Origin of the sequence: Photobacterium ganghwense (assembly GCF_017329545.1) — a bacterium.
GTDB classification, from domain to species: Bacteria; Pseudomonadota; Gammaproteobacteria; order Enterobacterales; family Vibrionaceae; genus Photobacterium; species Photobacterium ganghwense.
Genome location: NZ_CP071326.1, coordinates 495,963 through 520,364, shown reverse-complemented (window position 1 = coordinate 520,364; position 24,402 = coordinate 495,963). Strand labels below are relative to the sequence as shown.

The following is a 24,402-nucleotide window of genomic DNA, read 5'->3' as shown; positions in this document are numbered from 1 at the left end:
CACACAGCTTTAATTAAACACAGCCTGTGTTTTACACGTCTTAGCTATCGTCAGTGTGTACTTAAACCGCTCCGGCTCCACTCTCCCAGATTCTCAATTCAACATTGTAACTATCTTGATATTAACGCATTCAGTACTGCACACACCGACCAACTTACTAACATTGACTCACGCACTAACGACAGCCAGTTAGCCAACAGCATGATGAGATCGATATCACCGTTAGCCCAGAAGAAAATACCACTTTAGAGTTAGCCTCTATTACTGACTTATTACACATTAAAAGCCAGTATTTCCCATTCCTTCCTCATGTTGACACTATGTGTCAGATTAACTTGAAAATTATTTCAATTAATTCTTCAAATTTATTCCTGATCATGATCTGATTTCATTTGAAAATGTAATATTGCACATAGCAACGTGTTATACCCTGCACAATTATTATAAAGGGAAATATGCGCTGTCGGTTGTTTGCTTTACACTCTGCGGCAACAACAACTTAACAAAAGCTATAAGGGATGACGCCTGAATTTCATCTCCCGAACAGCTATAAGAAAAATTTATTACAAGAATTACATTTGAGGTATTCATGCGTAAAGATTCGCCTTCAACCGCAAAAGAAGTTACTTATCCGAATACATATAACCTCCTTTCCGTTACCGAACTCAGTAGTCATATCACTTATGTAAGTAACGAATTTTGTGAGGTTGCCGGTTATACAAAAGAAGAACTGATTGACCAACCACACAATGTAATTCGGCATCCGGACATGCCGCCTGAGGCATTTAAAGATTTATGGACGCATATTAAAAAGGGCAAATCCTGGATGGGACTTGTCAAAAATCAGTGTAAAAACGGTGACTATTACTGGGTCGATGCGTTTGCTTCCCCTATTATTGAAAACGGCACCATCACTGAGTACCAGTCGGTCAGATTTCTCCCTGAACGTCAGCATGTCGAACACGCCGACAAAATCTATGCTCAGATTCGTGCTGGAAAGTCCCTGCGCAGCCTGACCGGTGTTCGCAGTCGGTTATGGCAGCGCATCACATTTGCGTTGTTGCCGATCGCCGCACTCTCTAGTGCCATTGACGGGTTTTGGCTGCCAGGAGCTGGCGTCTGGTTCTTTTTGGCTGGCACGGTAGCGTCAGTATATGGTCTGACTCGGCGACTGGAATCATTGTCCAAAGATGCCCGCGAGATCTTTGATAATCCCCTGATGGAGCGAGTGTATAACAAGCATGTGGACGACCTGTCAGAGATTAAACTGGCAATGAAAATGCGCCAGTCAGAACTCAATGCCGTTGTAGGCCGCATTCAGGACTCAAATGATAAGATTGCGCGTACTGCCCGTTCGATTTCTGAAAACAGTCACGCGACATCCGGCAATCTGGAGCGACAAACGGCAGAGACCGAACAGTTGGCCGCAGCTATCAATGAAATGCATTCTACTGCCAATCAAATTGCGCATAATGCCCAGAATACCTCAGGGGTAACCGACCAGGCTAAACAAGCGGCGATCGAAGGCATGCAGTCAGTTAACAGTACGGTCGAATCGATTCAGATGCTGGCCACTCAACTTGATGATGCCGCAAATATCATCTCTCAGCTTGAAGGACACGGTAAAACCATCGGTGAAATCTTGGCGATCATTCAAAGTGTTGCCGACCAAACCAATTTACTGGCACTCAATGCGGCGATTGAGGCTGCACGAGCCGGTGAGCAAGGTCGAGGCTTTGCTGTGGTCGCCGACGAGGTACGCGCACTGGCACAACGCAGTCAGACTGCAACGCTGGAGATTCAGACCGCGATTGAGCAAATCCAGACCAGCACCACCCATGCTGTGCATTCGATGCAGGAGGGCACAAAATCGTCGGAACATTGTGTCAGCAGTGCCGAATTATCCGGCGATAAACTCAATGCCTTGCTGCATCAGATTAACGACATTTCCGATCGTAACGGAGAAATTGCCGTAGCCGTCGAGGAAATGGCAAGGGTTTCCGAAAGCATGAACATGAATGTTCAGTCAATCACTGAAGCCTGTATTGAAACGAACCATCTGGCAAATGATGTACTGACTGAATGCAATGGGCTTGTCAGCAATCTAACTTCTCAGGGTAAGCTGGTCAGGCAATTCCGCAGAGCATGACCTTCTTGGGGCAATGTGTGAACAAAACGAACACCGATTCACTCATTGCCCTCAGACTGCCCCACCGCGGAACAGTCTTCAAGAGAACAATCCCATCCGGCCATTTACCTGAGCCTTACCTTAACAATGAAGTAAAAGGCCGGAAGTGCTGCTGAGATCCACCGGGTCAATCGTTCAAGGGGCTCCTCTCTTATTCAGGGTTTGTCTTTTTCTGATGTATGTCAGGCTCTCAAGGCCCGAATAATGTCTCGTTCCAACACTTGCGGTTTTTTTGTCGGCGCAAACCGTTTTATCGGCTTTCCGTCCCGGCCAATCAGAAATTTCGTGAAATTCCACTTCACCTGGTTACCTAATAATCCGGGCAACGCTCTGGTAAGAAAACGAAATACGTCATGGCTTTCCGGCCCTTTGACGTCCACTTTTTCAAACATCGGGAATGACACCCCAAAGTTTAGCTGACAACTTTCGGCTATTTCCGCATTCTCGCCCGGTTCCTGACCACCAAACTGATTGCAGGGAAAGCCCAGAATGACCAATCCTTGATCGTGATATTTTTCGTACAGTTCCTGCAACCCTTTGTACTGCGGGGTAAAACCACACTCACTGGCGGTATTCACCACCAAGACCACCTTACCGGCAAAATCAGCCATTGATACATCTTCGCCATTAATTTTCCTGGCAGACAATTCGTAAAAAGCAGCCATGTCTTTCTCCATTTACTCTGTTCTGTCCGGCGTCGTTCCCTAAGCACTCATTTTACACCAGACTCTGACCTGCCATTAGTGTAAGCCATTCTTTTAGAAACCTGCTTCTAATTCACGTACACTCTCAAAAACTCTTTAAGACACCAGTTACCATGACATCACTACATTCAACGCTTAACCTGTTCGGTCTGCCTCAACTTCCACTGTCAGAAGAAGAAAGAGACTTTGCCCAGCAGTTCATTAACCAACGATCGGCATTCTTCTCTCAAGCGTGTACACAGAGACAAAAACCGCAGGAAGACATTGCGCTGGGTTTACTGACCCAATCTTACCAGCAATGGCTGGAAGTCTTTATCTCAACGCAAACCAAAACTGCTGAAATGAAGTCGCTTTTTTCTGCCCACGTTGGGAGTCAACATGCTGAGAAATTTAAAAGTAATGATGAGTTGGGGCTGATTGTGATCACTAAATTATGGTTATTAGCTCAGGGTTACCATGGCATTGATTTCAGCTACGCGAACGAGCAAGCATCAACAGTTTCAGGACTAGCCGTCTGCAACCAAAAATCCCATACCGAAATCACCAGCAACGAAACCGATGCCGACTCACAGTCAACAGGGCTAACTCCCGAGCAGCATGCTCTCCGTCAGCAGCTCATGAAAGCCTATTATGTGGGCCTTGAAGCGAGAAAGTCTCAATCTGCCGAGAAAATTCATGACGATAAGCACAACGCATCCCTACTCGATACGTTAACGCGTTTTATCAAGCGGCTGTTTTAAGAAGTAGCATGCCCGAGCAGGACACGGTTTAGGTAGTGGCACGCCTCACTATGCTTGGCGATGTTTGAACGCAGTTCGATGACAACCAGCAATATGCCATGACGCGATAACTAAAGAGGCTTGTAACTCTTCACGACTCACGCGGTTTAGGATCACGTTCAACTCGCATAAACAAGATGTCACAGGGCATTTTTCTCAGTAGCGGTTCACTGGCTGATAAAGCCAGTTGACGAAAAACGCTGGATTCGTGGTGACCAATAATCAGTAGATCCACATCAAACTCGTTGATGGCCCTGATGATCTGGTCTTCCACATAACCGGCATAGAACACATGCTTGTAGATCGGATAATTGGCACCTTGCAGTAAACTCAGCATGGTTTTTATCGACGGACTTTGATTTTCTTCATCAAAGTCTTCCGGCTCAAACTCTCGAACCCCCTCATACAGTTCTGAAAAATCCGGATCTACATGAATCACACTGAACAATGCATGATTGATTTTGGCCTGCTCCGCCGCCTTGGTCACCAGGTATTCGGCATTCCGATCAAAATTGACCGCTAACATGACGTGTTTGTATTTCATGTTTACTCCTCGTCAGGTCATCAGGCTGTTTATGGGAATCAATTTATGTCTAATCAATATAGATGAGTTCGAAATCAATGGCGGATTTTTACGATGATTTCCGTTGCAGCAGATAGTCTTGAAAAGGTCGATCAAACAATAGAATTCAGTTCCATACTTATAGAAAATAATGTCCCCGGAGGGTATATGTCTCTGTCTTCCCGACTTGACTCGTTGTCTATATTCCTCGTTCTGCTCCTGATCTTTTTTGTGATCTGTCTGATCTTTGAAATCGGCTATCGCGTAGCGGGGAAACTCTCCGACAAGACTTTTCATGAGTCGATTGGCCCTATGGCAACAGGGTTAGCCAGCCTGCTAGCTTTTATATTGGCTATTACATTCAGTATGGCGGCAGGCAAATCTGCCGACCGCAAACAAATCATTTTGACGGAAGCGAATACCATAGGTACTACCGTTCTGCGCACATCGCTCCTTGCTGAACCTTACCGCACTCGCAGCCGCGAATTATTACGTGAATACGTTTCATTGCGTATCGTCAAAAATACAAAAGAAGGCCAGGCCTACGTGCCAAAGGCAATTCAACGCAGCGAACAGCTGCAAGTCGCGTTATGGCAACAAGCCGTCGCGGCGCATAAAACGACGGCACCCGAACTGCTGCTGCTCTACATCAACTCACTCAATGACATGATAGATATTCACTCAGAGCGTGTTAACAAAGGGATGCGAGGGCGTATACCCGCCAGTATCTGGTTCACGTTAGGATTACTGACATTCCTGACTATTTCACTGAATGGGATTCAGGTTGGTGCTCAACACAGAGGCCGGGCAATGGTTGCCGCCATCCCGTTTGCTTTAGCCTTTTCCCTGGTACTGACGTTGATCGTGGAGCTGGATCGACCTAATCGCAGCATTATCGTGATTAGCCAGCAGCCATTGATCGATTTGGAAAACAGTCTGAGCAGCCTGATTACTCCCGTCGAGCTCGATCCACTCCCGACAAGACCTGACTAGCACTAATACCGAAATCATGATCTGAAGTAGCGGCTCGAAGTAGCGTTTAAAAACACCAGTCCTAAACAGAGGTTCTCACAGAGGCTCTTCGCGCCCGGCGATTGATTAATAATTTCTCAATTTGTCAGGGAGCCAATATTCCCTTTGTGACACATTTCACATAAGAGATTGGTTTTATAAAAAAATTCCGGTCACTCGTATGAACTCTTTTGTCAATACGATATATTAAAAAGGTGAATTCTGGGAGTAGAATCACACTAAATAGTCATACAATTATCCATCAAGAACAATAAGAATGGAGTACAGGGTCGTTACAATGAGTAAAGACACTAAACAGGTTAGGTATAAGCTCAAAGCAGAAAGCCGTACAGTACTGCTTCGGACAAAGGTTGCTTTCCTTAAAACGTATAATAAAGCCGCATGATGCGGCTTTTACGTTTTATGTGGGTTCACTGTTGAGTAACATGAATTATCGTCTAAAGAAAGACATACGTGTCATCCAAAGACCCCCTGCGCCACTCAAGCGCCACTCAAGCGCCACTCAGTGACGAAACGTCAAAACAATTGTTTGAACACGCACCTTCGCGGAACACCCCACAACTTCGCCCTGACATTAGGGTGATTCGTTTTCAATCACAACGCCGCCCAGCACAACCCTGTTCATGTTTGGAAACATCCGCTGCTCGAATAAGTCGCTACTATTTGTTTCTCCCGGCAAGGTGGCGACTAAGACAGGCTTATCAGTCTCGTTTCTTTGCGTAATATTAGCCTCTGCTCCCTGTGAGATTGAATCAGACACGACGGTTACACCTGCTCTCTCTGACGACCAAACCGGCGCATTCACGTAGGCATGCGTATCATTTCCTATCAGGTTGAATTTATCGAACCCCAGCGCCAGTACCGCCAGCGTGACCACCAATACATTCAATCGCATGGCATCCTCCTTTTTTGCCTCTACGCGCTTTCATTGATAGTGCATGTCCTGGTTTTGAGCAAGATCACAAAATAAAAAAAGGAGGCTAAGCCTCCTTTAATGTTAATTTTTATTTTCAGTTTGTAGGTCGTCCGCGTCACAGTTCACCCAATCCGTCGTACTTAAACGTGATACTTAGCCTCAGTACCCGAACTTAACGCAGCACACGTTCGATTTCCTGCAGACTGGATGGATCATCAATAGTGGATGGCACTACGTATTGTTCGCCATCCGCAATCTGACGGATCACACGGCGCAAGATCTTACCTGATCGGGTTTTCGGTAATCGATCTACGATCAGTGCCTTGTTAAAACAGGCCACAGCACCGATTTCCTGACGCACTTTTTGCAGCAGCTGGGCTTCAATCTCCCCGTTTTCGGAGAAGTAGCCATCTTTAAGAACAACCAGCCCGAGTGGCAACTGCCCTTTCAGTTCATCATGAATACCGATCACAGCACATTCCGCAACGGCTTCATGGGCACCGACCACTTCTTCCATTTCACCCGTCGATAAACGATGCCCAGCCACATTAATGACGTCGTCGATACGCCCCATGACAAACAGATAACCGTCTTCATCCAGATATCCCCCGTCCCCTGAAACGTAATAACCCGGGAACTGGCTCAGATAGCCGGTTTCAAACCGATCGTGGTTACGCCACACAGTAGGCAGACAGCCAGGAGGTAAAGGCCGTTTAATGGCTATATACCCTTGTTGATTCGCCCCAAGGGGTAATCCCACTTCGTTGAGCACTTCAACCTGATAGCCGGGAATCGGTTTTGTTGATGAGCCGGGTTTCACCTTAAAGGTTTCGATGCCAAGTGGATTACCGGCAATCGCCCAACCGGTTTCAGTCTGCCACCAGTGATCCACCACCGGGCGACCGGTTTTCTCTTTCACCCATTCCAGAGTGGGCGGATCCAGTCGCTCTCCGGCCATGAAGATCGTTTTCAGCGATGCCATCGGATAATCCTTCAGATGGCTCCCCTGAGGATCCTCTTTTTTGATGGCACGAAACGCGGTCGGGGCAGAGAACAGAATTTTCACCTTGTACTCATCACACACTCGCCAAAAAGCGCCCGGATCCGGCGTTCTTACAGGTTTGCCTTCGTACATGATCGTCGTACAGCCATGGATTAAAGGTGCATATACGATGTAAGAATGTCCGACCACCCAACCCACATCTGATGCCGCCCAATACACATCTCCCGGGCTGACGTCATAAATGGCTTCCATACTGTAGCGCATTGCTACGGCATGACCACCGTTATCTCGTACCACCCCTTTGGGCTTTCCGGTTGTACCCGACGTGTACAAAATATACAGTGGATCCGTTGCTTGAACCGGCACGCACTCATGAGGTTGAGCCGATTTCAGCATTGAACTCCAGTCTCTATCCCGCTCATGGTGCAAATCAGCCAGACATTGCTTGCGCTGATAAACCACCACATAATCGGGTTTCCAGCGGCTGTCCATTACAGCCTGATCCACCATCGGCTTGTAGGGGATGACTTTATTGACTTCGACGCCGCAACTGGCCGTCAGTACCACTTTGGGCTCCGCATCTTCAATGCGAACGGCCAGTTCGTTGGGTGCAAAGCCACCAAACACCACCGAGTGAATAGCCCCTAAACGCGCACAGGCTAACATCGCCATCGCCGCTTCAGGGATCATTGGCATGTAAATCACCACCCGGTCCCCTTTTACAACACCCAGCGATGCCAACATGCCAGCGGTTTTCGCGACTTGATCACGTAACACCTGATAGGTATAGCGGGCTTTCTGACCCGTAACCGGCGAGTCATAGATCAACGCGGTCTGATCACCTCGCCCCTGCTCAACATGATGATCCAACGCCAGATAACAGGTATTGAGTTCTCCATCAGCAAACCAACGATCAATACCGTGTTCATCTTTACTCAGAATGGTGTGCGGAAATTGGTACCAAGCGAGTTTTTCGGCTTGTTGTTTCCAGAAAAGCTCCGGTTGTTCCACCGAAGTGGTAAATGCTTCCTGATATGAAGACATATTGCTTCCTCCAGTATGTCCTGACATTGCTTATTTAAAAGCGCTACGCAAAGACAGTGGAGGGAACACGGACAAAGCCCTCCATCAAGATACGAGCACTGCGGCTCATGATTGCTTTCTCTATCACCCAGTCCTGTCCGGTCTGTTTAGCCTGGGCTCCGACTTTTAACGTCCCTGAAGGATGGCCGAACGTCACTGACTCTTTTGCGCCGCCTCCGGCCGCCAGATTGACCAGTGTCCCCGGCACACAAGCAGCAGAGGCGATTGCCACCGCAGCCGTCCCCATCATGGCATGGTGCAGCTTACCCATTGACAGCGCACGAACCAGCAGATCCACTTCGTTCTCAGCAATGATTTTGCCACTGGAAGACTGATAAGTTTTAGGTTTGGAAACAAAGGCGACTTTCGGTGTGTGCTGACGCGTTTCTGCCTCTTCCAGATGTTGAATCAGCCCCATTTTCAGGGCGCCATAAGCACGGATCTTTTCGAACATGGCCAGGACGTTTTCATCATTATTAATATCATCCTGACGCTCAGTACCGGTAAAGCCAATGGCTTCAGCCTCAACAAAAATGGTCGGGATACCGGCATTGATCAAAGTGGCATTGAAGGTGCCAACACCCGGTACGTCAAGATCATCAATCAGGTTACCGGTCGGAAACATAGCGCCTTCGCCATCAGCGGGATCCATGAAATCCACCTGAATCTCCGCGGCCGAAAACGTCACGCCATCCAGCTCAAATTCACCGGTTTCCTGTACAAAGCCATTTACGATAGGAACATGAATAAGAATGGTTTTCCCGATATTGACCTGCCAGACCCGGACGGTAACAACGCCATTTTCCGGCAACCGTTCCTGGGGTATCAGACCGGCATGAATTGCAAAGGGCCCCACAGCCGCAGAGAGGTTGCCACAATTTCCACTCCAATCCACAAACGGCTTATCAATCGACACCTGACCAAACAGGTAGTCGACATCATGATCGGCTTTCTGGCTTTTAGAGACGATCACCGTTTTGCTGGTGCTCGATGTGGCTCCCCCCATCCCGTCGATCTGCTTGCCATAAGGATCCGGACTGCCAATGACCCGCAACAGCAGGTTGTCCCTATCTTTACCGGGAATCTGAGCCTGAGGTGGCAAATCAGCCAGATTAAAAAATACGCCTTTACTGGTGCCGCCACGCATATACGTGGCCGGCACTTTCATCTGCGACTGAGACATTATCCCTGTCATGGTTCCTCCCCTTACTGAGCCAGAAAGTCTTGCGCAAATCGCTGCAGGACACCGCCTGCGGCGTACACATGCACTTCATCTGCGGTATCTAGACGACATGTCACCGGTACATCGACTTTTTCACCATTGGCGCGGGTAATCACCAGAGCTAACTCGGCCCCCGGTTTGATTTCACCGACGACGTCGTACAGCTCAGTCCCATCCAGCCCTAAAGTATTGCGATTCACGCCATTTTTGAACTGCAACGGCAATACGCCCATCCCTACCAGATTGGTACGGTGGATACGCTCGAAGCCTTCCGCCACAATGGCTTCAACCCCTGCCAGCCGGACGCCTTTGGCAGCCCAGTCGCGGGAAGAACCCTGCCCATAATCGGCCCCGGCCACCACAATCAGCGGCTGTTTGCGATCCATATAGGTCTCAATGGCTTCCCACATACGAGTGACCTTACCTTCTGGCTCGACTCGTGCCAGAGAGCCCTGCACCACGTCGCCATTCTCTTTCACCATCTCATTGAACAGTTTCGGGTTCGCGAGAGTCGCGCGTTGCGCAGTCAGGTGGTCACCGCGGTGAGTCGCGTAAGAGTTGAAATCCTCTTCCGGTACGCCCATCTTCGCCAGATACTCCCCGGCAGCACTGGAGGCCAGAATCGCATTAGATGGCGATAAATGGTCAGTAGTTATGTTGTCGCCAAGGATTGCCAACGGGCGCATTCCCGATAGCGTTCGCTCACCGGCTAACGCCCCTTCCCAATAAGGAGGACGGCGAATGTAAGTACTCATCGGACGCCAGTCGTAAAGCGGATTGCTGTTTCGGGCTTCGTCATTCAGTTTGAACATTTGAATGTAAACCTGATTGAACTGCTCCGGCTTCACATACTTGCCGACAACCGCATCAATTTCTTCGTCACTTGGCCACAAATCATTGAGGTAAACCGGATTGCCCTGACTGTCCGTGCCCAGTACGTCACGTTCAATATCAAAGCGGATGGTTCCTGCAATGGCATAGGCAACCACCAGCGGCGGTGACGCCAGGAAAGCCTGTTTGGCGTATGGGTGAATACGACCATCGAAGTTACGGTTGCCGGACAGTACAGCGGTTGTGTAGAGATCACGGTCGATGATTTCTTGCTGGATAGCAGGATCAAGCGCCCCACTCATCCCGTTACAGGTAGTACAGGCGTAACCCACAATGCCGAAGCCCAGCTTTTCCAGTTCAGGCAACAAACCGGCCTCTTCCAGATACAATCTGGCGACTTTGGATCCCGGAGCAAACGACGATTTCACCCAAGGTTTGCGAACCAGGCCCAATTCATTGGCTTTCTTGGCAAACAAGCCGGCAGCCACCACGTTGCGAGGGTTACTGGTATTAGTACAAGAGGTGATAGCAGCAATGATTACCGCGCCATCCGGCAGTTCGCCCGCTTTCTCTTCCCACTTGCCAGAGATACCACGAGAAGCCAATTCTGACGTTGGTAAGCGACGATGCGGATTCGAAGGGCCCGCCATATTGCGCGACACTTGGGAGATATCAAACTCCAGTACTCGCTCGTACACCGCATTATCCAGAGCATCTGCCCACAAGCCGGTCTGTTTGGCATATTGTTCAACCAACTTAACCTGAGCATCATCACGGCCAGTCAACTTCAGATAGTTGATAGTCTGCTCATCGATGTAGAACATCCCCGCCGTCGCGCCGTATTCCGGCGTCATGTTAGAGATAGTGGCGCGGTCGCCAATCGTCAGATCTTTGGTCCCTTCGCCAAAGAATTCCAGATAGGACGACACCACGCGCTCGTTGCGCAGGAACTCAGTCAATGCCAGCACAATATCGGTAGCGGTAATGCCCGGTTGGCGTTGGCCGGTGAGTTTCACCCCGACAATATCCGGCAGGCGCATCATCGACGGCCGTCCCAACATGACTGTTTCCGCTTCCAGCCCACCCACGCCAATAGCGATAACGCCCAGAGCATCAACATGCGGCGTGTGGCTGTCGGTACCGACACAAGTATCAGGGTAAGCAATACCGTCTTTGGCCTGAACCACAGGCGACATTTTTTCCAGGTTAATCTGGTGCATGATGCCATTCCCTGCGGGAATCACGCTCACGTTCTCAAAAGCAGTTTTGCACCAGTTAATAAAGTGAAACCGGTCTTCGTTACGACGTTCTTCAATGGCTCGGTTTTTATCAAAGGCGTCCGGGTCAAAGCCGCCGTGTTCCACCGCCAATGAATGGTCAACAATCAGTTGAGTTTCCACCACTGGGTTCACTTTGGCCGGGTCACCGCCTTGATCTGCGATAGCATCCCGCAAACCGGCCAAATCGACCAGCGCGGTTTGGCCCAGAATGTCGTGACACACAACACGCGCCGGGTACCACGGAAAGTCCAGATCCCGCTTGCGTTCGATAATCTGTCGTAAACAATCAGTTAATGCGTCTGGGTCACAGCGTCTGACCAACTGCTCTGCGAGTACACGAGAGGTGTAAGGGAGCGTTTCATACGCACCAGGTGAAATATCATTAACGGCTTTTTGGGTATCAAAATAATCAAGTCCGCTTCCAGCCAGAGGCTTGCGGTATAGTGTGTTTATGCTCATTGCTTCCCTCCGTGAAACTTCCGCTCACAGACCCTATTCGGCAATTAAATCTCCCCCCATAAACAGGGGGAGTGAAAGGAGGGACTCCTTTGGTTCGGAGTCTGCTGTTATTAACGCTTAATCGCGCTGTTCGATCGGCACCCATTCCTGATGCTCAGGACCGGTGTAATCCGCACTCGGACGAATGATTCGGTTATTCGCACGCTGCTCAAATACGTGTGCAGCCCAGCCTGTTACGCGACTCATCACAAAAATTGGCGTAAACAGCTTGGTCGGGATGTCCATAAAGTGATATGCCGAGGCATGGAAGAAATCGGCATTACAGAACAGATCTTTTTCCCGTTTCATCACCGCTTCGACACGTTCTGACACCGCATACAGATGAGTATCACCAACATCTTCAGACAGCTTCTTCGACCAGGCTTTGATCAGGGCATTACGTGGATCAGACTCACGGTAGATGGCGTGACCAAACCCCATGATCTTCTCTTTGTTCTCCAGCATTTTCATGATGCCGGCTTCCGCTTCGTCCGGAGACTGCCATTGCTCGATCATTTCCATCGCGGCTTCGTTTGCCCCGCCGTGCAGCGGACCACGCAAGCTACCGATAGCCGCGGTAACACAAGAATGCAGATCAGACAGGGTCGACGCACACACGCGAGCAGTAAAGGTTGAGGCATTGAATTCATGTTCTGCGTAAAGAATCAGCGAGCAGTGCATCACTTTCTTATGCAGTTCAGACGGTGCTTTATCGGTCAGCATTTCCAGGAAATAGCCGCCAATGCTGTCCTCTTCACTGCTGGCGGTATCAATACGTACACCATCGTGAGAATAGCGATACCAGTAACAGATAATCGCGGGCAGCATGGCCAGCAAGGTATCGGTTTTCTCGGCCTGTTGTGAGAAATCACGCTCTTGGTCCAGATTACCCAGCATTGAACAACCGGTACGCATCACATCCATCGGATGTGCATCCGCCGGAATGGCTTCCAGTACCAGACGCAGCGCCTGTGGCAATCCACGTGCCTGTTTCAGTGTTGCTTTATAGCCATCAAGTTCAGCTTGGGTCGGCAATTTGCCTTTCAGCAGCAGGTAAGCCACTTCTTCAAACTCAGCGTGGTTCGCCAAGTCAGTAATATCATAACCACGGTACGTTAGGCCGGTACCGGTTTTACCTACTGTACACAACGCGGTGCTGCCGGCGCTTTGTCCGCGCAGTCCAGCGCCGCTTAGGGTTTTGTTCTTCTGATCCTTCTTAACATCAGCTACGGCTATCGCAGTCATAGCAGACTCCTTATTTTGAGTTTCACGTTATTGAATGATTCAGATTGGAACAACTTCTGGCACCTGCAGGACGAGTCCTGCCGACCATCTCCAACCCGTTATCTTTATAGTAATAATTTTCCTGGGCTGCCCTTTGCTTCAGCGGAAAGACCTCTGCTTAGGGGAAATACTTTTGCGTTTCGGTGTTCGTTCTGCGTTTCTACTATTCTGTGTCGTTTCTTAGTTAACGCCTGTTTTTGCTGGTCTGTTTACTGCTCTGCTGTTTAATGCCCGGTATCTTGTTCGACGATTTTTTGTCCATCAGTTCGTATTCCGGTTCGTACACCAGTTCGTTCACCAGTTCGTTCACCAGTTCGCTCACCAATGAGGCGATGGTTTATTCAGAATCCGCCCGCCTCATTGCCGCCGGTATGACAGTTAAAATGTGCAAGATGCACTGGGTTATTTTTCTTGTTTAAACAGCTGATCCAGTTTTTGCTCGTAATCGTGGTAGCCCAAATAGTGATACAGATCTTCACGAGTCTGCATTTGATCCACAACATTACGCTGATGGCCATCTTTGAGCAGATGCTCATACACATTCAATGCGGCTTTGTTCATCGCGCGGAACGCCGACAATGGGTACAACACCATATCAACACCGCATTCAGCCAGCTCTTCACCACTGAATAACGGTGTTTTGCCGAACTCCGTAATGTTGGCGAGAATTGGCACCTTCACGGCTTCCGAGAATTGCTTATATTGCTCCAGGGTGTTGATCGCCTCTGGAAAAATCATGTCAGCCCCGGCTTCAACACAGGCGATGGCACGTTCGATTGCTGCATCCATGCCTTCAACAGCCAGCGCATCGGTACGAGCCATAATGACGAAGTTCTCATCAATTCGCGCATCCACAGCGGCTTTAATGCGATCCACCATTTCCTGCTGACTGACAATGGCTTTGTTTGGACGGTGTCCACAACGCTTTTGTGCCACCTGATCTTCCATGTGTACCGCTGCTGCACCACTGCGTTCCATCTCTTTAATGGTACGGGCAATGTTGAAAGCCCCACCGAAACCAGTATCAATATCAACCAGCAATGGTAGTGACGAAGCGGCTGTAATGCGGCGTACATCTTCGATGACGTCATTCAAGGTCGTGATACCCAGATCCGGTAACCCATACGAAGCATTAGCGATACCGCCACCAGACAGGTAAATGGCCTGATGGCCAACCTGCTCAGCCATCATGGCGCAATATGGGTTGATCGTTCCGACGATCTGTAGCGGATGATTTTTGGCAACGGCCTCGCGAAAGCGTTTCCCTGGGCTCATGAGACTTTCTCCTTATCCTGAGTGAGTTTTTGTTCAATCAATTGGCGGCTGCGCATAATGTGGCGCCGCATAAGTAATTCAGCCAACTCTCCGTCCCGCTCTTTCAGGGCGTTGAGCAAATGGAAATGCTCTTGAAGTGCTTGTTGCGGGCGGGAATGTGAACGTTGTGACTGATAGCGATACATTCGTAGCAAATGGTACAATTCACCACACAGCAGGCTGATGAGCTTACTGTTTCGACTTGCCTTAATGATGCGGTAGTGAAAATCAAAATCTCCCTGCTGGTGAAAATAGGATTCCCCATCGACCTCTTCGATATGTTGCTGGTGCGTTTCCAGCAGCTTCTCTAATGCCAGAATTTCTTCATCTGAAATGTGCAGGCACGCAAGCCGCGCTGCCATTCCTTCCAGCGCTTCACGCACTGCATAGATATCAATCAGCTTTTCCTGACTGAGTTCGACAACGCGTGCCCCTACATGAGGAATACGCTCAACCAAACCCAGAGCTTCAACCCGCATCATGGCCTCACGCAGCGGACCGCGGCTTACGCCAAAACGCTTTGCGACATCGGCTTCAGAAATTTTACAGCCAGCCGGATACTCCCCTTTAACGATCAAGTCGATTAGCTGTTCGGTCAGACTGGCAGACTTGGTGCCTTCTTTCTCAGTCGCTAGGTTGTCGACACTTTGTAGTTTTTGACTAAGTAGGCTCATCATTATTGTCAACAATTGGTTAACTTAGTCTCAAATTTAGTCCAAACTACGACCACAAACAAGCATATTGTTTACAATTGGCACTAGACCTTAGTCTGCATTGTCGACAATGTGATCTAATCAGTAGGTTGAAATGTAACCAGATTAGATTCGTTTCATTGCCGCTCAAAAGAAAGGATATAAGATGACAAGCGATAAGTAGGCGGCGCGCAGTAAAACTGCCCTTAGCCTTACTGCAAAGCCCAAAGGTTCGCGAATGATGACTGAAACAATGAATACATTGAACGTATCCAAAAGGCGAAATAGGAAGACTAAAATGGAAATGGAAATGGAAATGGAAATGGAAATGGAAATGGAAATGGAAAAGTAGCTATGAATGAGATAGGAAAATAGCAATACAGGGAAAAATAGAGGATAAAAAAAGCGAAAGACAGTCACTCCTGTCTTCCGCTTTACGGCTTCACTGGCTGTAATACAGTGCACCAACATTCGTTTAGTCCCATACGCTTAGAATCGATATCATCTAAGGATACGTTACAAAGCCTCAGGCTATCGCACTCATGCGGTAGCGACCGATTCGGTTGTGAGAGGTTTGGGTTTACGCTGAGCGAGTGCCACACCGGCCAGCACCATAAGCCCACCGACATAATGATACGCCTGGAGTTGTTCGCTGAGCATGACACTTGCGATCAACGCCGTTAAGACCGGCATCAGGTTCATGAACATTGCACAGCGATCCGCGCCAAGCAGCTCAATCCCTTTTAACCACCCCCATGGTGCCAGCACCGAAGCAGGTAGAGCAGCGTACATGATCAGTGGCAAACTCTCGCCCGTAATGGCGATTCGCTCACTGCTGAGCAGCATCGGCGTCAGCATCATGACCGCAAACAATCCCTGAACATAGACAGATTGCCAGTTATTGATCGGCATTCGCCAGCGTTTTAGCAACACACTGTATAGCGCATAGACAAAGGCTGCGAGCAGAAGCAATCCGTCACCCTGGCTGATTCCCTGATCTGCAAGATTACTTATCTCACCATGACTTAGCATGAACACCAGCCCAGCCAGCGACAGCACGGCGCCGACAATCGCCATTGGCAGCAAGCGTTGTGCGAGCAAGGGTACACTCAGAAACATACTCATCAGCGGTACCAGTGAAACAATCAACGCCATGTTCGTGGCTGTGGTTGTCGATGCGGCAAAATAGCCCAGAGACTGGTTCAACACCATGCCCAGTAAAGCCAGAAATGCCAGCTTGCTCAAATGAGGTTTAATCACATGACGCATCCGCCATACTGATGGTAGAACAAACGGAGTCAACGCCAGCATGGCAAAAAACCAGCGATAAAAAGAGATCGCTCCCGGATCAATCACACTGGAAGATAATTTGTTTACGATGGCATTCCCTGACCATATAAAGACAGTAACAAGCGGAAAAATGTAAAACATGGTTTGCCTTATTATGGAGAATTGTGTGATGAAATCATCAACTGACACTTATTGTTACACGTCAGTTTAGAAATAAATATCGGTAAAAAGACATCATGAATTGATGGTCGGACATTGCCACATAACAGTGCCCAGCACATCCTCTTAGGAAAAACCGAAAGGAGTTTGTGAAGAGTCATAACCGTCTGATTTATAGTGGAGTAAAGAATATATACAGAGCACTGGCAGACCATTGAACACATTCATTCCGCAAAAGAAAGAGTGCGCCTTCTAACGGGAAATTTGACAAAGATTACAGGATCACACTTTCAGCATCCCGCAATTGACCCGTCCCTTATATCCTTCTAACTTTCAACCTGGTCTGACCAGAGTGCATATTAACGCATCTCCCTACCGGCCATGAGCTGTACCTCACTGAAAAAGGATATTTCAATGCGTAAAAACCTGAAAACTTATCAACGACTTTCCCGGCTCCCCATGGGGAAACAATTGTTTTCATTCATCGTCTGTCGTGTCGCCCCTTATTTTGCCAGCATTCGCCCTCAAATCACGTCGCTGCGTCCCGGATTCGCAGAGGTACAAATCAAAAAACGCCGCCGAGTGACCAACCACATCAACACGGTTCATGCAATTGCGATGTGTAATATGGCGGAACTAGCCGGAGGGATGATGACGGATGTTTCCGTCCCGATAAAAAGCCGCTGGATTCCGGTCGGTATGACGGTGGAATACCTGAAAAAAGCCAAAAGCGATCTGACAGCTCACGCTCAGGGCGAACATATTAACTGGGAGACTGAGGGTGATAAAATTGTGCCAGTCGAAGTCAGAGACCAAAACGGAGAAATGGTTTTTCGCGCTGAAATTACGATGAACGTCAGACATTAACACGAGAAACGTATCTTTCAGGAAGAGTTACTGCCCGGGGTTTAGCACCCCGGCAGAAAACAGACTTTTACATGGTGCGAATCTGTATAACACGCATTAAAATCGAGTGGGGTTCGTCGGTAGACCTACTATTTAGCCGACGATTTTGACTTTGTCTTTCGCGTCAGACTCCGGCAACCATGAAAACATGTGAGAAAACAGTTCTTCTTTTGACGGCTTTTTCAGTTTGCCATGAATCAGCGGACTCATATCCATCAAATGTTCAATGCGGGCTGTCGGCTCATAGGGCTCGTCAAACTTGCGCCAAAGCGGAGAGTGTTTGACATAAAATCCAGCGGCCGATACCGCCTCATCAAACGAGTCATGCTCAGAGATTTTACGCGGATTATCCCAGGTGGAGCCATCAAGCACGAACACGCCGATGGCACCGGTTTCTTCATAATAAAGTTCGTCTATGTAGGGTACGTTCCACCAGCGTTTAAGTTCTTCTTTTGAACGTTGTTCATTCAACCTGTCGTGACAGGGAAATTCGGGTTCGGTTTCCTTATTCTTCACCGGAATACGGTTTGTGGTAAATTCCATAGCCAACCAAATGCATATTTTTATTTTGTTAGAAGTGTTATGCACTTGATAAATAATGTCAATTGTTAAACCTAATTTTCCGAATTTGTCATCTGGCTGTCACAAGTGCCTGTTTCGTAGGAATTCCTCGATGGGCAAACAAAAAACAGGTATCACATTGCTTGGCAGAAGTGAGTCCTTACCATCACAGTTGAGGTATTATTTGTTCGCTGATGGGTTCTGATCGGGCAGGAACATGGTTCTTGCCAGCCTTGCCAGGTTATAGGCATCGTCATAACCCGAATGCTGACGCCCTTCCCACTCCAGGCCGGCCATTTTCATCGCAGCGCGCTGACCACAACGGCGATTGGTGACATGGCGCTGTAACCTGAACATAGTGGCCAGATTGATGTACTCATGGAATGGAACATTTAGCCCTTTTTCCTCGCACTCCTGACGCAAGATCAAATCATCCCGTCCCCAGGCAGCATAAATCTTATGTCGGCCACCAAACTTCTGCTCAACCGACTTCAGAATTGTTGCCAGTGGCTTACCATTTTTTGCAACGACTTCCGGTTTAATACCTGTCAGCTCGGTGCAGAATGGCGAAATTTCATCATGTTCTGGTAAAACGAAATGTTGAGCTCGCCGGACAATCTCACCGCTCGACAGATCCAGTTCGGCAACACCGATCTCTATTATCTCTCCTGTTCTCGACTCGCGGCCATCATTCCAACAACACATTTCGAGGTCAAAACAGACAATACGGTTAAAATTCATCTTACTTCCGGACATCAGACAAAAACTGGCACGAAGGATAGCATTTAGGGGCGTTTTCGCCAAAGGTGACCGCCCCTAATGCTCAGATATTATCCTTCAGGCAGAACTTTTACTTTCATCATTGCCTCCAGCGGAATGATCTGTGCTGCCGCCTGAATATCCTTCACCGTCAATGCTTTCAGTGCAGGCATCACCAGCTTCTCATTTTCCACTTCGTCAGGCGCACTGTAAGCCGTTGAGGCAACACTTAGCCAGTAGCCATTATCCTGCTGCATCAGAGCAAACTTCTCCAGCAATGGACCCAGAGCACGGGTCAGCTCATCTTCCGACACCTTACCCTGACGAATGTCCTGCAAAATCGTCGGATACGCAGAGAGAATATCATCAACCCGGCTTAGCTCAGTATTGCTGTGCAATGCCAGGTAACCAAAGTTTTTAATGGAGCCAGACTGAAAGCGTTCGACCCACGGTGAGTAAGACGCCCCCGCCTGCTCTCGGACGGTTTTATTGAGTTTTAGCTGCGCCACTTCCTGCAGAGCCTGGAACACCAACAATTGCTGGAAATCCATTGCATCCGGAATTGGCCAGTAAGCCGAAGCCAGCGCAGTATGGCTTTCTCCCTGATGGTACAATCGCTGCTCATCGACCAGATAAGGACGAAGCGTTTGATTCACCTGATGTTTAGGTTCCTGCGCCTTCACCTTGAGCGCACCAAATGTTTCCCCAACCAGCTTCACCGCACGGGCTGGAGTAATATCACCGACCAGCGCGATTTCAATCGGCCCTTCAGTTAGCGAACGACTGACAAACTCTTGCAGATCAGAGAGTTGCTTACCTTCAAGTTCTTGCGGCGTCGCCACGCCAATTCTCGGATCATTCTGGCGCATCAGCTGGCTGATCGCCGCCATCTCCAGAGACTCAGGGGACTGATACAGTCCCTGCCAGTAAGCACTAACATGCTGCTCCGCAAAATCCATCCCCTCCTGGCGATACGCCGGGTGAGTAAAGAAAGCCGCGTAGAGTTTCAGTTGCTCACTAATCGCTTCTCGCGTTGAACGGTAGCTACCGACAATCGCATCCTCATTGAGATTCAGGTTCATGCCTAACGACTTACCCGTCAGCATTCCCCTTAACTCATTCATATCATGTGCCTGTAAGCCCCCGGTAACAAAACCGGTATTGAACAAGGTGATCAATGCAGCTTGCTCCGGTGGCAATTCCTGCCACCCTCGGCCAACCCGAACATTCAGGTAAACCACGTTCTTTTCCAGATCCGTTGGCTTCACATTCAGCACCACACCATTGTCGAAACGATACGACACGATGTCTCCGAATGCTGACTGTTTTACCTGCTTGGCTTTACCGGGCTTACCGAAATACTGGTAGGCAAATTCAGTGGTCTGCTTTTCGCTGAACGAGGTGACTGGCTGAGCCTGACTGTGCTCATAAGCGGCAAGCATTGCCTTTTCCAACGCGTCTCTCGGGTCCTGACCTTCCTGTATTTCTCCCGCGACGGAATCAGCAAGGTGAAGACGGGCCGGTGATGCCGTCAGCATCTGGCGCATCATCTGGTTCACGGCTTCCGTCGTGATACGATCCTGATGCTGCTCAAACAGTGCCAGTTCATCCTCAGTACTGATAATCACCCGGCGATTATTCAAACCGTTAACAATTTGTTCCGCATAACTCAGGCTGGAAAAATCGTCTGACTGACTGACGTTGTTTTTCAAGTCCTGCTGTAGGCTGGTGATCTGTCGGGCGATTTCCTGTTGCGTAAAACCATGCTGTACCACCTGGCGGATTGTCTGCTCCAGCAATTGCAGACCGGCGGCCCATTCGCCGGGACGCGTGCCGACCGAGACGGAAAACACATCATTCATGGTCAGCTCTGTCATGTTGCTGACATCCGGGTCCATCAGACGCCCCTGACTGGTCAATGTTTGAGTTTCCAACCGGTACATCAGTGCATTCATCCCGATAAAACGAACAAATTCATTGACCCGACGCTCGGTGTCATCGGTAACGGAGCGTGCTGAGTCAGCCGTGCCCGGCTGTATCAGGTTGATACCGATTCGCGGTGTGACAGCCGAATCCAGAAATGCCAATGCTTCAACGTTTTCAGGCAGCATAGCGGCTTGCAGTGAACTGCTATGCTGGAACGGCTGTTCAGGCACCCAACCCGAAAAATAATGGCGAATACGCGCTTGCAGGGCCTTTTCGTCGAAATCACCGGCAATAACCAGCGTCATATTTTTCGGGTGATAATTTTGCGCGTAAAAGTCACGCAGGTTTTTCTGAGTGGTACTGCGAATGCCTGCCTCCGTGCCAATCGGCAGGCGATCGTATAATCCCGCGTCCTGATAAATATACTGTCCCCACTCCACCAAATTCGCCAGACCAGCCGTGTTGCTTTCCCGGTGTTCGGCCAGAATAACCGGCTTCTCACGTTCAATGGCTTCAGGACTCAGGGTCAGTTCGGACGCGGTTTCACGCAGTAAAAACAACGCTGTATTCAGGCTTTCTTGGTCATTTTTCGGCAGTTCTAATTTATAAACGGTGTAAAACAAATCAGTGGTTGCGTTGGTATCGGCACCAAATGCCAACCCGTGTCGCTCCAGCATTTCGATCATCTGACCTTCCGGCACATTGGTTGAGCCATTGAACGCCATATGTTCAAGGAAATGAGCCACGCCCGGTACATTCCCGTTTTCCTGTAATGAACCGGCATTGACCCATAAACGCATCACAACTGACTGCTTGGGCTTGCGGTTTGGCACCAGCACAATACGCATGCCATTGGACAACACATAACTTTGTACTTTTTTGTCCAGCTTCAAATCAGTCTGGGTATACCAAAGCGGCGATTGAGACTCAGCAGCGGCCTGAGTGATTCCGCCAAACAGTGAAGAAACGATGAGGAGGAGGCAAGCTCCTCGCCTTGGTGAAAATTTCATGAGGCTCCTTGAAGACATGGTGGTGACAAACTTGTGACCACAAAATTTTAAACACCGTTCAAATAAGAGCATTATCTTACCCTTATGCCAAAAGTCGAGTAACTTTTTGTATGGATTTTTCCCCTTCAATTAAATTAATGGTCACAATCAACAATTGCGCTTGCCAAACTATGCTGCCGGTGTCATAACTTAGTCATTGCAGGTCTTCGGACTGGTTTTTTATAGTGACAATTACCTTATTTTTTATTTTGTAATCAGTAAGGTAACAATAAAAAATGCCAAAAAGTGGATGCTTTTTGGTCTGATTTATCAATAGCGGCTTTATCCGCAATCGGTTCACGGAAAGATGGATATAAGAAAAGCGATACCCGAAGATGCCAGCAGGATCAGTGAGTTACTCCAATCCTTAGCTAAAAAGTTCATCCTTCCAACGTGTGAACCGCAAGTGCACGCTCACCTTTTAGCCTCCATGTCTGAACAGGCCATCCAACAGAATCTCCAAGACGGTTTTTTATACCTGGTAATAGACGGCCCTGATCAACAGCTTATTGCCACTGCGGGACTCAGAGATCGCTCGCACCTATATCACCTTTTTGTTCACGAAAATTTCGGTAAACAGGGTATTGCCCGTCAACTCTGGCAAGCCATACTCCATGAAACGCTGACTTCTGAGCATAACGGTGAATTCACCGTGAACTCTGCCCTGCACGCTGAAGGGCTATATCGCAAGTTGGGCTTTGCTCGCACCGAGGGCATTCGCCATCGTCACGGCATGGTGGATATACCGATGAAACTGACCATTGATCTCCGACAGTGGCGCACTGAGCCATCAGACACACACCAGCTAACCAGCATTTAGGCATGCACAGCCAAAGGCACTAACAACGATGACGCCGTAACGGACGTCAACTGGAAATCAGCACACAAATGATGGGAACCGGCTGGATGCCGCCATACCTGACAGGACGACATGAAACTCTCGATTTCTCAGACACTGACATTACAGCCATTAAATCTCCGCCATGCTCAACCCTTGCTGGCTGCGGTCAACGCCAGTCGAGAAGATCTTGGCAAGTTTCTGCCTTGGGTAAATACCGTCAAAGCCCCCTATCAGGCTCAAGCCTACATTCTGGCCAGAACACATTCGAATACCGCGGGTGCACTTTGGTTTGCTATTTATGATGGTCAGACATTTTGCGGAGTTTTCGGTATTAAAGGGATTCACCCGGTGAAAAAGGTCGCTGAAATAGGTTATTGGTTGACTATCGAAGCCAGAGGGAAAGGCATTGTCCGCCAGATTTTGAAAGAGGCTATTGCGTATCTGACTCAACAGACAACGGCAAAAATCGTAGAGCTGCGCTGCCATGATGAAAACAAGGCCAGCATTGCCGTTGCCCTGCATGCAGGAGCCCGCTTCACCGGATACGATGAGTCACAAACAAAATTGGGTAAATACCAGATTTCCTTAGTTGATGCGGTTGATTGAAGTAACTAAAAAAGCAACTGATTAAAGCGGCCAGGAAAAGCGGAGATCTCACGCGACATATAGGTGTCCTGACCAACCTAAAAATCGCTGGCTACATGAAGGTAGCCGCAGCACAAACGAGCGGCGTCAGATGCCATTTGTCAATTTTTTGACAGAAAAACGAAATGTAGTTGTAACGGTATAGCGAAAACACGGTGTTTACGACATATTCATGAAAAGAGGCTCAGGACTCCGCCATGAAGTGAGCTAGCAGTCGATTTCGATGCCGACTTGCTGATGACTAGGTACCAACTAGCTGAATCTAGTGTTTCGCGTTGACGCTCACAATGGAAGAGGCTACGTGTGAAGACAGGCATACCATTGAAAATTTAAGAGTTATCGGTGAGAAAACAACTTTTTAGTCAGCGAGACGATAGAAAAATAGTGGGCGTGGCAATACGCACTTTATGCTGGTTGTGCATGGCTCTTATTATTGGCTGCAGCGACGTTGTTAACGAGCACTATGACAACTACACCGACGCGGTTCAGGCTGGCTTATTTGAACGGGGTTGGTTACCCGGCATTTTGCCTGACAGTGCGACAGAGATACATGCGTCCAATCAGCTCGATAAGAATACTGCGGAAGGGTATTTTCATCTTCCTGAACAGGCTTTAACTGAATTCATCAGCCGGTTAACACCGGTCGCGGATCAAGCAGCATCTGACGCGTCACCGCAAACGAGCAACAACGGTAAAAGCTTTCAGTATTTTATCAATAATGATATCTGGACGTTTACTATTTATGACAATGGCAACGTCAGCTATACCCTGAAACAGACTGATACAAGCAACAATAAGTAACCACCTAGCGTAGTGCCTGTCCCTGACCACAGAAGACACCAGAAACTGACGCTTCACATATTAATGACAATAGAAGG

21 protein-coding genes are annotated in these 24,402 nt (G+C 48.6%); 7 read left to right on the top strand and 14 right to left on the bottom strand.

What is annotated here, in order from left to right; translation table 11 throughout:
* Positions 1–589 precede the first annotated feature (589 nt).
* The gene (locus tag FH974_RS18290) at positions 590–2,149 is read left to right on the top strand and encodes a methyl-accepting chemotaxis protein (RefSeq protein ID WP_207104059.1); all 1,560 of its coding nucleotides are present in this window, start codon (positions 590–592) and stop codon (positions 2,147–2,149) included.
* Positions 2,150–2,370: 221 nt separating this feature from the next.
* On the opposite strand, the gene FH974_RS18285 is transcribed toward FH974_RS18290, so the two are convergent.
* Positions 2,371–2,853 carry a glutathione peroxidase gene (locus FH974_RS18285; protein WP_207104058.1) on the bottom strand — a complete coding sequence of 161 codons (483 nt, stop codon included), beginning with the start codon at positions 2,851–2,853 and terminating at the stop codon, positions 2,371–2,373.
* A 152-nt stretch (positions 2,854–3,005) separates the two neighbouring features.
* Between FH974_RS18285 and FH974_RS18280 the strand changes: the two genes are divergently transcribed.
* Positions 3,006–3,632 carry a hypothetical protein gene (locus FH974_RS18280; RefSeq protein WP_053061771.1) on the top strand — a complete coding sequence of 209 codons (627 nt, stop codon included), beginning with the start codon at positions 3,006–3,008 and terminating at the stop codon, positions 3,630–3,632.
* A gap of 130 nt (positions 3,633–3,762) precedes the next feature.
* Here the strand turns inward: FH974_RS18280 and FH974_RS18275 are convergent, their stop codons facing one another.
* Positions 3,763–4,215 (bottom strand): universal stress protein, encoded by a 453-nt coding sequence (locus FH974_RS18275; RefSeq protein ID WP_047884609.1) that lies wholly within the window; start codon positions 4,213–4,215, stop codon positions 3,763–3,765.
* A gap of 93 nt (positions 4,216–4,308) precedes the next feature.
* Here FH974_RS18275 and FH974_RS18270 point away from each other — a divergent pair, with 93 nt between their 5' ends.
* Positions 4,309–5,226, top strand: a complete 918-nt coding sequence (locus tag FH974_RS18270; protein WP_242551956.1) for a bestrophin-like domain — start codon at positions 4,309–4,311, stop codon at positions 5,224–5,226.
* Between the two features lie 613 nt (positions 5,227–5,839).
* Here the strand turns inward: FH974_RS18270 and FH974_RS18265 are convergent.
* The 9 genes from FH974_RS18265 to FH974_RS18230 all read right to left on the bottom strand — a co-directional run bounded on the left by FH974_RS18265 (position 5,840) and on the right by FH974_RS18230 (position 16,819).
* Positions 5,840–6,160, bottom strand: coding sequence for a hypothetical protein (locus tag FH974_RS18265; RefSeq protein WP_207104057.1), 321 nt, complete (start codon positions 6,158–6,160; stop codon positions 5,840–5,842).
* A 193-nt stretch (positions 6,161–6,353) separates the two neighbouring features.
* Entirely contained in the window at positions 6,354–8,228 is a 1,875-nt protein-coding gene (locus FH974_RS18260; RefSeq protein WP_047884612.1) for a propionyl-CoA synthetase, read from the bottom strand.
* A gap of 43 nt (positions 8,229–8,271) precedes the next feature.
* Entirely contained in the window at positions 8,272–9,462 is a 1,191-nt protein-coding gene (gene prpF / locus FH974_RS18255) for a 2-methylaconitate cis-trans isomerase PrpF (protein WP_047884613.1), read from the bottom strand.
* An 11-nt stretch (positions 9,463–9,473) separates the two neighbouring features.
* A complete protein-coding gene (acnD, locus tag FH974_RS18250; protein WP_047884614.1) occupies positions 9,474–12,059 on the bottom strand; it encodes a Fe/S-dependent 2-methylisocitrate dehydratase AcnD in 2,586 nt (861 codons plus the stop codon).
* 117 nt (positions 12,060–12,176) lie between these two features.
* On the bottom strand, positions 12,177–13,343 hold the full coding sequence (gene prpC, locus FH974_RS18245; protein ID WP_207104056.1) for a bifunctional 2-methylcitrate synthase/citrate synthase: 1,167 nt from the start codon (positions 13,341–13,343) through the stop codon (positions 12,177–12,179).
* A gap of 223 nt (positions 13,344–13,566) precedes the next feature.
* Entirely contained in the window at positions 13,567–13,692 is a 126-nt protein-coding gene (locus FH974_RS26360) for a hypothetical protein (protein WP_273860389.1), read from the bottom strand.
* Between the two features lie 92 nt (positions 13,693–13,784).
* Entirely contained in the window at positions 13,785–14,657 is an 873-nt protein-coding gene (gene prpB, locus FH974_RS18240; RefSeq protein ID WP_047884616.1) for a methylisocitrate lyase, read from the bottom strand.
* Complete coding sequence (locus FH974_RS18235) at positions 14,654–15,370, bottom strand: GntR family transcriptional regulator (protein WP_047884853.1); 717 nt, start codon at positions 15,368–15,370, stop codon at positions 14,654–14,656. Before FH974_RS18235 ends, prpB begins: the two co-directional genes overlap by 4 nt.
* 558 nt (positions 15,371–15,928) lie before the next feature.
* A complete protein-coding gene (locus FH974_RS18230; protein ID WP_047884617.1) occupies positions 15,929–16,819 on the bottom strand; it encodes a DMT family transporter in 891 nt (296 codons plus the stop codon).
* Between the two features lie 432 nt (positions 16,820–17,251).
* On the opposite strand from FH974_RS18230, the gene FH974_RS18225 reads away from it, so the two are divergent.
* Positions 17,252–17,704: a hotdog fold domain-containing protein gene (locus FH974_RS18225; protein ID WP_207104055.1), complete on the top strand. Its 453-nt coding sequence runs from the start codon at positions 17,252–17,254 to the stop codon at positions 17,702–17,704.
* Between the two features lie 132 nt (positions 17,705–17,836).
* On the opposite strand, the gene FH974_RS18220 is transcribed toward FH974_RS18225, so the two are convergent.
* From FH974_RS18220 to FH974_RS18210, 3 genes are all read right to left on the bottom strand, one after another.
* Positions 17,837–18,286 carry a hypothetical protein gene (locus FH974_RS18220; RefSeq protein WP_047884618.1) on the bottom strand — a complete coding sequence of 150 codons (450 nt, stop codon included), beginning with the start codon at positions 18,284–18,286 and terminating at the stop codon, positions 17,837–17,839.
* Between the two features lie 198 nt (positions 18,287–18,484).
* A complete protein-coding gene (locus FH974_RS18215) occupies positions 18,485–19,045 on the bottom strand; it encodes a 3'-5' exonuclease (protein WP_047884619.1) in 561 nt (186 codons plus the stop codon).
* An 89-nt stretch (positions 19,046–19,134) separates the two neighbouring features.
* Positions 19,135–21,999: a M16 family metallopeptidase gene (locus FH974_RS18210; RefSeq protein WP_207104054.1), complete on the bottom strand. Its 2,865-nt coding sequence runs from the start codon at positions 21,997–21,999 to the stop codon at positions 19,135–19,137.
* Positions 22,000–22,345: 346 nt separating this feature from the next.
* Between FH974_RS18210 and FH974_RS18205 the strand changes: the two genes are divergently transcribed.
* From FH974_RS18205 to FH974_RS18195, 3 genes are all read left to right on the top strand, one after another.
* Positions 22,346–22,858 carry a GNAT family N-acetyltransferase gene (locus tag FH974_RS18205; protein ID WP_047884621.1) on the top strand — a complete coding sequence of 171 codons (513 nt, stop codon included), beginning with the start codon at positions 22,346–22,348 and terminating at the stop codon, positions 22,856–22,858.
* A 111-nt stretch (positions 22,859–22,969) separates the two neighbouring features.
* A complete protein-coding gene (locus FH974_RS18200; RefSeq protein WP_207104053.1) occupies positions 22,970–23,485 on the top strand; it encodes a GNAT family N-acetyltransferase in 516 nt (171 codons plus the stop codon).
* Positions 23,486–23,944: 459 nt separating this feature from the next.
* Entirely contained in the window at positions 23,945–24,325 is a 381-nt protein-coding gene (locus FH974_RS18195) for a YbbD-related protein (RefSeq protein WP_047884622.1), read from the top strand.
* Positions 24,326–24,402 lie beyond the last annotated feature (77 nt).